This is a genomic window from Pseudaeromonas pectinilytica (assembly GCF_054780855.1).
On the sequence record NZ_BAAGVN010000299.1, the window covers coordinates 1 to 11,190 of the forward strand.

Below are 11,190 nucleotides of genomic sequence, written 5' to 3' on the forward strand. Positions count from 1 at the left end.
AAACGCGCACCAGCGAGTCATTCTGGATTGCCTTGGTGAAGCATATCAGCGGGTTTATTCCTAAATTAGGTGCGGAATGTCGGATTCACCGCAATAGCATCGGATATAGTTGTGATTCAGACCGTCTACGGTGTGGTAGTGAGACAAGATGCTCAAGAAGGTAAGTGATCCAGAATCTTGTTGCAGAACTGCAAGTATCTGCCTTTATCGAAACACGGCTCGAATCCAAAACCAAACTGTTTGGTACTGCCAAAGGTTAGAACCGCAACCGGTCAAAGGTGCAGCTGCGGATCAGTACTAGGCAAACACGCAATTTGAATCTGAAAGTTCTCAAGTGGGACAGGCGCTTTCAACATCTCCTCACAGCAGCAACCACAGGAGGATTTAATGGCCAAGCAGTCCGAAAGCAGTGAACAGATGGAGCAATCTCTTATCGACATAGCAGTCGAGAGTTGGCGTTTCTCGCGTCTGTTCAGAAATGTCATCAACAAAGTCGATGCGGGTGATTCAGGTCGTTACGTCAATCAGCTCCGCTACTTCCAGAAGAAGGTCGAAGAAAGCCTCAACTCGAGTGGCCTTAAACTGGTCAACATTGAGGGACAGCCATACGACGTGGGCATGGCGGCATCCGCCTTGAATCTCGGGGACTTTGGCCCTCACGACGTATTGATCGTTGAGCAAATGGTTGAGCCAATCATCATGGGGCAGAACGGCCTGCGCAAACAAGGCACGGTAATGCTCAAGAAGGTGGAAGCATGAAGTATGTCGGTATCGACCTAGGCACGACCAACAGTGCTATTTGTTCCTTCGACGGCGAGGCAGTCCAGCTCTATAAGAGTCCAGAGCAGCACGACGTTACACCATCAGCCATCTTCATCGACCGACGTGGCAACAAGTACGTCGGCTCGCGCGCCTACAACAATGCAGCTCGCAATCCAGACAACGCGACGGTGCTGTTTAAACGGCTAATGGGTACGAGCACGCCGGTCAAGCTGCCGGCAGTGAACCTCACCATGACGCCGGAGGAATGCTCTGCTGAGGTGCTGCGTGCGCTATACAGCTACCTGCCGGAAGAGATCCGGTGCGATGGTGATATCGGCATTGTCATTACGGTTCCCGCCGCTTTTAACCAGATGCAGAAGGACTCAACGATGGTTGCCGCTGATGCTGCTGGGCTTGGGCGAGTGGCCTTGATGCAAGAACCTGTGGCCGCCGTGATGAGCGTCATGCGGCAGCGAAAGAATGACGGTGTATTTGTTGTTTACGACCTTGGCGGTGGAACGCTCGATATCGCAATTGCAGAGAGTATTTCCGGCCGCGTGACGCTTCTCGCGCACGGCGGCATCGCCATGTGTGGCGGCCGCGACTTCGACCGGATTCTGTTCGACAGCATCGTGAAGCCGTGGCTGCTGGAAAACTTTGATCTTCCGGAAGACTTGACGACCAACCCACAGTTCAAGTCTCTGCTGCGGATGGCCACGTGGGCGACAGAGAAGGCAAAAATCGAGTTGTCGCAGAAGGAAGAGGCCATCGTCAGTCTGCCCGAGACCGAACTCGGTGTCCGTGATCAGTCTGGTGAGGAGATCTATATCGACATCACCATTGATCGCAAACGATACGACGGCCTGATCGGACCGAAGGTGGAAGAGTCCATCGTGTCCGCCCGCGAAACCCTCGAAAAGGCTGGCTTGAGCCCACACGACGTCGAGCGTGTCGTATTTGTGGGTGGCCCAACCCACTACAAGCCATTGCGTGACAAGGTGGCTTTCGAGCTCGGTATTGCCCCGTCCACAGATGTGAATCCGATGACCGCCGTAGCGGAAGGCGCAGCGGTCTTCGCCGAGTCCATCGATTGGGCGTCGCAAAGCCGTGGACGCAAGAGCGCCCGAGGTGCCATCAGCGCCGGTGGCGCGCTTGATCTGTCGTTCAACTACATCGCGCGCACGCCGGACTCGAAGGCAAAGATCGTCGCCAAACTGGGAAGTTCTGCTCCGGCTGGAGTCGAGTTTCAGATCGATAGTCTGGACACCGGGTGGTCTTCTGGACGCATCGCCCTGAAGGATGGCGCAGGTATCGAACTCAACCTGACCAAGCCTGGCGACAACATCTTCAAAGTGTTTGTGTTCGATTCCAACGGCGGGCCCGTATCGCTGCGTGAAGACAAGATTGTCATTGCTCGCACCGCCGCTAGCATCGATGCGATCCCGGCATCGCATTCCGTCGGCGTGGAAGCGCGCGACAAGGTGGGCGGTCGCTTGAGCTTGGATTATCTCGTTCGGGAGGGCGAGCAGCTACCCAAGAAAGGCAAGAAGACTTTCAAGGCAGGCGAGTCTCTCAAGGCTGGAAGTGCCGGGTCGATCAAGTTCAAGCTGTGGGAGGGCGACATCTCCGACCCCATCAACGACAACCGATTCATTGGCATGTTCGAGATCAAGGGAACGGATTTCGACGACGGTGTCATTGCCGCTGGCGCGGAGCTGATCTGCGAGTACGAAGTGCTCGACTCCGGCAACATCGTTCTGGAGGTTTCAGTCCCTTCAATCAGCGGATCGTTCCAAAGCGGGCGTAACTTCTACTCCAGCCAGGAAGGCAAGGTCGACTACACCAACCAAGCGAAAAACATCCAGGAACAGTCGGACCATACCTTGCAGCGGCTCGACGAGATGGCATCCAAGGTCGATGACCCACGTCTGGAGCAGGCTCGGGAGAAGTTGGAGCAAGCCGGCACTATCAAAACTGACGAGGCCGACCCCGAGACGGCCAAGCAAGCGATGGATGACGTCCAGGAGGCCAAGCGGCTGCTGGCGCTGACCCGCAAAGAGCATCTGAAAGACATTCGCCAGCTGGAACTGGACAAGGCAGTCGATTTCTTCGACAAGGTGGTGCGCCAGCACGCCAGACCCACCGAAGCCTCGTCTTTCGACAACTTGGTCAAGACGGCGCAGCGCTCGATTGACAATAACAGTGGCGACTTCGAGTCGCACCTGGATGATCTGCGCAGTCGCAACTTCATGATCCTGTGGCGTCAGGACTGGTTCGTCATCGAGCGCTTCAAATGGCTGGCCGAGAATATCTACCTTTTCCCAGATGCCAGCGAGCATGCCCAGATCGTGGTTGTGGGAGCAGAGGCGTTGAAGGCCAATGACATCGACAAGCTTCGTGCCGTAGTAGCACATCTCGACTCCATCCGCATCGGTTCTGCGGGTGAGAACGACATGCTTGCTGGCGCGAACATCGTGCGGAGTTGACCTATGGCGCTCGACGCGTGGCTTCCCATCGGGTTCAAGTTGCCGGACGGTGCGAAGGCGCGCGTCGCCCTGTTTGAAGGGGCAGACTGGCAGATCCTTGAGACCCAAGGCGGTGGGCGGGCGCTCGTCGTACGCGACGCACTGGCGGATCATTGGCTAGATGCCGGGCTGATCGATGACGGGACCTTCAACGTCTTCCAGTTCGGCGATCAGCAGCTTCGGTCCATCTCCTGCGGTCCGAGCCAGATGCTGTGCCCGGTCAGCGAGGCGAAATCACCCGACACCAAGGCCGAGGCGCTCGCCTTTGCTCTTGCGTTGAAGGCAACACGCGATATCGGTACGGATTCGGCGCTCCAGGATGCGCTCTACGTTGAGAAGATCACGCGGCTGCTGCCAACCTACAGCATCAGCTCCAGAACTGGCGATGATGTCGTGCTCGGCTACTGGCTGACGGGCGGCACCAGCATTCCGGCCACTTCCTTCCGCCGTCTCCGCCAGACCATGAGCTGGCTGGGCGCGAGCCACCTGAAGGATGTCGTGCAGGCAGCGGGCTTCGACGTCGCGGAAATCATGCCGCTGGAGCGCAAGCCAGCGGCTCCTGCCGAAAAGACGGAAGTTGCTCCCGTCGAGAAGGTGGAGAAAGTCGAACGCGCCGAGCCGGAGCCAAACAAGGTCTTCGAACTCGCCGGACGTCCCGAACTGGCGACCTTCTTCAACGAGCACATCGTTGACATTATTCTGCACCGCGACCGCTACAAGGCGCTCGGTATTGAATTCCCATCAGCCGTGATCCTGTACGGCCCTCCAGGTACCGGCAAGACCTTCGCAGTCGAACGACTGGTTGATTTCCTCGGGTGGCCAAGCTTCCAGATCGACGCATCCAGCGTGGCCAGCCCGTACATCCACGAGACCAGCAAGAAGGTCGCACAGGTATTCGATAAAGCGATGGAAAACGCGCCATCAGTTCTCGTGATTGACGAGATGGAGGCGTTTCTTGCTGACCGCGAAATTGGAGCGGGCCATCACCGTGTCGAGGAAGTGGCCGAGTTCCTGCGCCGCATTCCTGAGGCAGTGAAGAACGACGTGCTGATCATCGCCATGACGAATCGGATCGACATGATCGACCCCGCCATCCAGCGCCGGGGACGCTTCGATCACGTCATCAAGGTGGACTTTGCAAGCGAGATCGAGGTGCAGTTGCTCCTGGACAAGCTGTTGTTTGCTTTGCCAAAGGAGTCGGATGTGGACTCCAAGCCGCTGGCGCAAGAACTCGCGGGACGACCGTTGTCCGACGTTGCTTTCGTTGTGAGGGAAGGTGCAAGGCTCGCAGCACGCTCGGGCAAGGACAGGCTGGAGCAGGCCAGCCTGCTGGCAGCTTTGCGCACGACACCTGCACGGGAACGTGAAGGCAGCGAAAAGCGGAGCATAGGATTTATCTAAGGGAGATACTGGTGGCAGCGGAGGAAGAAAACAACAAGAAAAATGAAGGCAAAGGCTTCGCTGGCCTTTCCTCGCTCGTGTCCGACGTGGACACAACACCGCCTCCCCCAGCGCCTAAGACGGAATCCGCCGGCTCTACGACGTCCACCGGACGCCCAGCCGCGCAGACTGCTCAACCGCAACCGCAGCAGCCGACTCAGCGTCAGACGTATCAAGAGCCTCCGCAACCGTCGTCAGGATCGTCTGGGGGCAAGTGGTTGCTGGGCATAGCTGCCGTCGTTGGCCTGCTTTGGCTCATCGGCCAGTCCAACAAGCCCACGAGTTCACCGACTCCAGCCTACTCACCGCCCGCGCAGAGTGCAGCGCCGAGCTATTCGCCGCCTGCTCAACCGCAAGCCCCCTCCGTGCCACAAGAGTCAAAGCCGCCAGTTGGCCAGGACTTGGTATTTTCAACGGCTCAGATTCAGTATTGCCTGGCGGAAGACATCCGCATGGAGGGCGCGAAGGCCGCCCTCAACAACTACAGCGACTCCGATGTCGATCGGTTCAACGCGATGGTGGCTGACTACAACAGTCGCTGCGGCAGTTTCCGCTACAGAAGCGGTGCACTGGAGAGCGCGCGCCGAGACGTTGAGCCGTACCGGAGCCAACTTCAGGCAGAAGGTCGGAGCCGATTCGCTCGCAATCCATCCACGGGCTCCCTGTCTGCACCAGCACCAGCACCAGCACCAGCACCAGCAGCAGCACCAGCGCGTCCTGCTCCGGATGGGACCATACAAGCTATGCAACGGAAGCTTAATGAACTTGGGTATGACGCAGGTAGTGCTGACGGTCTCATGGGGACTAAGACACGTTCCGCGATCGTGGCATTTCAGCGGGATAGCGGTCTTAGCTCGGACGGTCGCGCTAGTGTCGACTTGCTTGCCAAACTAAATTCTGCCGCAACGTCAACTGCAACAAGCAACAGATCCAGACCTAATCGTAGCGAGTCATCGTTCCCGAACGTAGCCCTTCCCGCACCATCTGCATTACCTTCACAGAGTACTCAGTCCTCCTCGCCGACCAGGGATGCAGAGAACTTCCGAACCTGCATTTCTGGCGATTATCCATCGCTTTGCAAGCACAATTTGCTCACGCCGAGTGAGGCTACTCAAGTCGCAGCAGCCGAGCGACGCGCGAACTTTCAGACTTGCATATCTGGCGATTACCCATCGCTTTGTAAGCACCATTTGCTCACGTCGAGTGAGGCCACTCAAGTTGCAGCAGCTGAGCGACGCGCGAACTTTCAGACTTGCATATCTGGCGATTACCCATCGCTTTGTAAGCACAATTTACTGACGACGAATGAGGCTGCCCAAGTAGCAGCAGCCGAGCGACGTGCAAATTTCCAGACCTGCATATCTGGCGACTATCCATCCTTGTGCAAGCATTCGTTGTTAAACGCCGAAGAGGCGGCAAGAGTCGCAGAAGCCGAACGGCGAGCGAGGAGCAGATTATGATTGCCAAACATCGAAAGTTGTGTGGGGGTATTGGGTAAATGTCATCAGCAATCTGCTTCAAGTGTGGTTCAGACAAGTCAGGCGCTTTACTTGCCTGCGCTGCATGCGGAACCACTCCTCGATCAAATAGCGAGCTGGCTTTGTCACTCGTGCTTACTGATCACATCTCGTCGAAAACGCAGCTGGCACATTACAGCCACGAGCTTCGCATTCATTTGAAGCTTTCCGTGCCGTCTGATGCATTGGCTCAGGCGCAAGAAGCCTTGAAGGACCCGCAGCTCATGGCGATGCTCGGCGCTCAACCAGCATCAAGCGCCTCGGCGGCGCCAGTGCCAACAGCGGCGTCCTCCCGCCCAACCGCTATGCCTCCTGTGCAATCGGCCCGGAATACCCCATCTCCGCGAGCCCGAGCTCAACGCACACTGAAGACAACCGCGCTCCATCAGACGCCCTTCGCGATTCTCAATGTGACCACTCGCGACGACCGCAGGCGAATCGTTGAGTTGGCAGAAGAGAAGTCACTGGAGCTGGACCACGATGTCTGTCAGAAGGCACGCTCTGATCTAACGAATCCACGCACCAGGTTGAGCGCGGAGATCGCATGGCTTCCCGGCGTTTCTCCGCGAAAGGCATCCCAGCTCGTTGAAAACCTGCTCCATGATCCTATGGCGGTCAGGGAGGAGTCTGGCCTGCCCACGCTTGCACACTTGAATTTGCTCGCCGCCGCCTTCGAGGCGGTGGATGGCGAACACGATGCGGAAGACCTGGCACGTTTCATTCAGGAGGTTGCTTACCTCGTGGATGTGATCGATCCCGAAGATGTCCTGCGCGACATCAATGAAGACCGTGCTGTCTCCGGCTTCCCGGAGGCCCGAGCACTCGACCAAATCGAAGCCGAACTGGCGGAACGTAAACGGTACTACCGCAGCGCCATCAAGGACGCCCTCGACAGGCTGCCATCGACGACGCTCGTCCAGGTAATGACGGACACAGTGGAGGGGGTTACGTTGGGCGGCGAGGATCACGCGCCCGAACTGATCGATGACCTCGTCGACAGCTACGAAGTGGAAACCCAAGGCTTCCTGCAGAAGGAAGCTGAGAACGTCCACAAGCTGATCAAAGCCGCCCGTGACTCGGCGAACTCGGGTGAAGCTGCCGTCAAGCCGTATGTGGACAAGCTCGATGCGGTTGCACGTAATTGGGACAAGATCGCCCAGCCCATTCAACTGAGTTCGAAGGCGCGCGGCATCGACCACGAAGCAAGCCGAGACTTGGCCTACGAGATTCGTAGCCTCGCCATCGACCTGTTCAACACACATGACATGTTGACGCAGTCCCAACGGCTGACTGGTCTGCTTCAAGAGCTGTTTGCCGAGCTACCTGAAGTGTCCGAGCGCGTTGAGCAGGATGCGCTTGCGCTTGCTGATATCTTCCATGAGCGGAAGCAGGCGGTAGCACGCAGAGACGAATGGGCGCGTGAGATCACCTACCGCGCTGAAATTGGTGTGATGTTCAAGGACACACTGAGCATTTCGCCTGATGGAATCTCGTGGAAAGGACAGCATTTTTCTCTGGACTCGATCACTCGGGTTCGCTGGGGTGGTGTGCGCCACTCCGTCAACGGCGTGCCGACGGGGACGACCTACACCATTGCCTTCGGAGACAAACGCTCCGAGGCTGTTGTTGAGCTTAAGAAAGAGGACATTTACAGCAAGTTCATCGACAAGCTCTGGCGAGCCGTGTGCATCCGCCTGTTGGGTGAGATGCTGGAAGCACTGAAGGATGGGCGGGACTTGTACTTCGGCGATGCACTTCTTCACGACGATGGCATCACTTTGGTGAAGCACAAATTTCTGGGTGCTAATGAAAGGGTGCGGTGCACGTGGGGGCAGGTGCATATATGGAATGCTGATGGATCGTTCTGCATCGGGTTCAAAGACGACAAGAAAACCAATGTCGGCATTTCCTACATTCACGTCGCAAACACGCACATTCTGGAGCAGCTCATTCGCATGGCTTTCAAGAAGCCTGGGCTGCGCAGACTGAGCGAATTGCTGCAATGACGTAATTGGGGGCAGCTTATATGGGATTTTTATCAAACCTCTTCGGGGGCAACAAAGAAGACAAGGCGTTGCGTGAGGCGCTTGCACACATCCATCGCATCCTCGATGATGAAAAGTTCCAGTTAGAGCTCGTTCATCCAATGATGAAGGCGATGCTGGAATCTGCGCCTGCCTACGACAAGGACCCGATCAGCTCTGGCCAATTTGGCTTTACTGAGACGAACCCCATCCCGGTTAACGGGCCGATCGGTCAACTGGCATATCTGTCCAGACTCGAAACGCAGTCGGGGCAGCGCATCCTGTTTCATCGCCTCGGGGCCATCGATAAAGTGGACGTGTTCGAGGCCGTGACATTCGATGGAAGCGGATGGTTCATCTTCTTCGTTGACCTCTACCATCCCCGGCGCTCGCGCCTCACCCCAGACGGCTTCCGATTCACGAAGGATGTCGCGCAGTTCTCCGGCTTCCACAAGTTCTGCGAGACCTTCCCATACGATTTCGTCGAGAAGAAGACCTCAGAGAGGGAGTCTGGCTTGAGCATGGCGTACATCGCCATCAGCAAGGTGTCCGACCAAATCCAGAATCGTGTTTTCAACAGGCCACTGGCCCATAAGGCTAAGCTAGACCTCGTGAAAAGCCGCTTGTCGAGCTTCCAGACCCAATAGGCGGTGGTAATGAAGAGGAACCTGCTTGCCACGCTTGCCGCATTGATGACCCTTCAGACCGGGCCAGTTCTGGCTGAAAACTATGAGGTGAGCCTGACCCGCAAGGGCAGCAACGTTTACAAGATCGACGGCAAAGACATCATCATCCAGACGCGCTACTGCTACGTCTATGCCTACTCTGAAGAGGCCATTTTCAAGGCGTCCGGCTACGGCGGAGAGCTGATCTTCTTCGACAGCAAGGATAAGTGCGATGTGAAGGCGGTTTTTGGCCTGTCGAAGCAGAAGCCTGGTAAGTACGTGGTGACGGTCAGTCGTGAAGATGATGATTGGTACGAGGCCCTCGGAACAGATTCGTACATCAAGACATCGACCTGTCTCTCCCTTGCGCTTGGCGAAGAAGCCTACCTGACAATGTCGGCGTCCGGTTTCGGACAACTTCGCTTCGAAGACGGAGACGACTGTATGGTCGAAGGCGTCTATACGAAGCTGCGGCTTTGAAGAGGAGATGAAGAGCCGTGGCTGCTGACGACAAACAAAATGGAAACGCCAAAGGCTTCTCAGGCCTTTCGACACTTGTTTCGGATGTCGACGAGGGCAGTCCAGCCGGCCAGCCTACGCCGCAAGTAACTCCGCCGCCCAACCCCGCTCCGGTTCCCGAATCGCCGCCCAGACAGGCCGAGGAAGCTCCGTCTGCCTCAATTGTTCCGCCGCCGTCCAAATCAAAGAGCGACGGCTCATCAGACGTGGCCACCGGCAAATGGATGGTCGGTATCGGCTTGGGCATCGGGCTTCTGCTCATTGTCTTTGTTAACTCGACCAAGAACGAGCCCACCCGCTCGGCGACGGCACCAGTTGCTCAAACCCCCGTCACTGCGACCCCCACCTATTCACCGCCAACGGTTTCGCCAGTCACGCAGAGTCGGCCGATTGCCCAAGAGACAGTTATCCAGCAACGCGTGGCTACGGAGTCGGTGAACGTGCTTGGTCAGCATGTCCTGTTCTCGAATCCGCGTGGCTATTGCACGCCGGGTGAGTCGGCGCGCGAAGTCCAGCTCATGGACTTGGCAAAGCGTTCCCTCGCAGAAGGTTCGCGCCTCGTGCATGCAGCAGTCCTTTGTTCCGAGCTGGAGGACTACAGGATGGGGTGAAGGGAAATGCTGGATCACTGGCTGCAAATCCAACTTATCGGCCCGAAGGGGAATTTCCAGCGAATCGAGATGCCGCGAGAGGCATTCCTTTCCGGCCTTTCCAAGTCGACTCCTCGGGTGAATTCTGCCGAGCTCAATCGACGGCTGAAAGCGTCGTTCGAGAATAGCGACGTCGCGCTAACAGACATGAAGTTTGAACCGATTGGGCGGGACGGGAACGCGGTCTATTTTTCCATGCGGATGAACATGAGCGTCGGGGAAAGCAGCCGCCCAATTTCGGGAATCAGCGCAATCACGCTCCTGAACTCCCTGCCGCTCTCGATCAATGTTTATGAAGGAACCGGTTCGCCACAGAGCCGGGGCCAACTGCAAGCTATCCAGCAGGAGTTGCTGAACAGCCTCCTAACCGAGAACTGATGATGAACAAAGCAAGAACAATATTCTCCGCCCTGTGTTTCTGCTTGTTGGCTGCGGTCGCCTTGCCGGTCGCCGCACAGACTCCGGGCTATACCAAGCTCAACGTCAAGGGACGAGTTCAGATTGAAGTGCCAAGCGACTGGACGATCAGTGATGCGGAACAGCGCAGGCGTGTAAAGGAGTTTGCGGAGAAAGTCACCGGAGTTGCCATTGATCACGTGGCGTCGCTTTCGGTGCAGTCCTATCCAGCACCCTCACGGGTGTTTGTCCGGGTGTCGTTCATTCCAATGGAGCCGCCACTTACTCAAGCGGACGTTAGGCAGGAAGTTCAGGCCAATAAGCAACAGGTATTGAAAGATTTGGCGGATGTCTGGCGCGAGGAGTCCCCAACGATGTGGGCGGGGATGGCGAAGTACGGAATGAAGGAGGTCGGACGCCCCAGCTTTGCCGTTGAACCAATTGGAGGCCAGACCGCCCTGATCATTCGCTACGGACGTACATCATCGGCCAACTCGGCAGAGACGATGAGGGTAGCTCAGTACCACGTGCCGCTGGGCGCCGAGAAAGCATTGGTCACACAATTGGGATCTTCCAGATTGACAGGGTATGTGTGATAACCTAAATAGCTATATGGACACCGACCCTGTGCAAGCAAGTGCTGCTCTATTTTTAACAAAGTAGTCACAAACATATATTCGGCTTCATGAGCC

10 protein-coding genes are annotated in these 11,190 nt (G+C 56.8%); all 10 read left to right on the forward strand.

Translation table 11 applies throughout. The features are described from left to right. Window positions 1-387 precede the first annotated feature (387 nt). The 10 genes from ACYVG7_RS12120 (at window position 388) to ACYVG7_RS12165 (ending at window position 11,094) form a co-directional block, all read left to right on the forward strand. Window positions 388-759: a hypothetical protein gene (locus ACYVG7_RS12120; RefSeq protein ID WP_460883361.1), complete on the forward strand. Its 372-nt coding sequence runs from the start codon at window positions 388-390 to the stop codon at window positions 757-759. After that, a complete protein-coding gene (locus tag ACYVG7_RS12125) occupies window positions 756-3,248 on the forward strand; it encodes an Hsp70 family protein (protein ID WP_460883362.1) in 2,493 nt (830 codons plus the stop codon). Before ACYVG7_RS12120 ends, ACYVG7_RS12125 begins: the two co-directional genes overlap by 4 nt. 3 nt (window positions 3,249-3,251) lie before the next feature. Then, a complete protein-coding gene (locus ACYVG7_RS12130; RefSeq protein ID WP_460883363.1) occupies window positions 3,252-4,688 on the forward strand; it encodes an ATP-binding protein in 1,437 nt (478 codons plus the stop codon). A gap of 782 nt (window positions 4,689-5,470) precedes the next feature. Beyond that, complete coding sequence (locus tag ACYVG7_RS12135; protein ID WP_460883364.1) at window positions 5,471-6,187, forward strand: peptidoglycan-binding domain-containing protein; 717 nt, start codon at window positions 5,471-5,473, stop codon at window positions 6,185-6,187. Between the two features lie 140 nt (window positions 6,188-6,327). Beyond that, on the forward strand, window positions 6,328-8,250 hold the full coding sequence (locus ACYVG7_RS12140) for a hypothetical protein (protein WP_460883365.1): 1,923 nt from the start codon (window positions 6,328-6,330) through the stop codon (window positions 8,248-8,250). A 20-nt stretch (window positions 8,251-8,270) separates the two neighbouring features. After that, window positions 8,271-8,915 carry a hypothetical protein gene (locus ACYVG7_RS12145; protein WP_460883366.1) on the forward strand — a complete coding sequence of 215 codons (645 nt, stop codon included), beginning with the start codon at window positions 8,271-8,273 and terminating at the stop codon, window positions 8,913-8,915. Window positions 8,916-8,924: 9 nt separating this feature from the next. Then, window positions 8,925-9,413, forward strand: a complete 489-nt coding sequence (locus tag ACYVG7_RS12150) for a hypothetical protein (protein WP_042047764.1) — start codon at window positions 8,925-8,927, stop codon at window positions 9,411-9,413. A gap of 17 nt (window positions 9,414-9,430) precedes the next feature. Continuing rightward, window positions 9,431-10,063 (forward strand): hypothetical protein, encoded by a 633-nt coding sequence (locus ACYVG7_RS12155; protein ID WP_460883367.1) that lies wholly within the window; start codon window positions 9,431-9,433, stop codon window positions 10,061-10,063. Between the two features lie 6 nt (window positions 10,064-10,069). Next, window positions 10,070-10,480 (forward strand): hypothetical protein, encoded by a 411-nt coding sequence (locus ACYVG7_RS12160; protein WP_460883368.1) that lies wholly within the window; start codon window positions 10,070-10,072, stop codon window positions 10,478-10,480. Next, window positions 10,480-11,094, forward strand: a complete 615-nt coding sequence (locus tag ACYVG7_RS12165; RefSeq protein WP_460883369.1) for a hypothetical protein — start codon at window positions 10,480-10,482, stop codon at window positions 11,092-11,094. Before ACYVG7_RS12160 ends, ACYVG7_RS12165 begins: the two co-directional genes overlap by 1 nt. The last annotated feature ends 96 nt before the right edge of the window (window positions 11,095-11,190 follow it).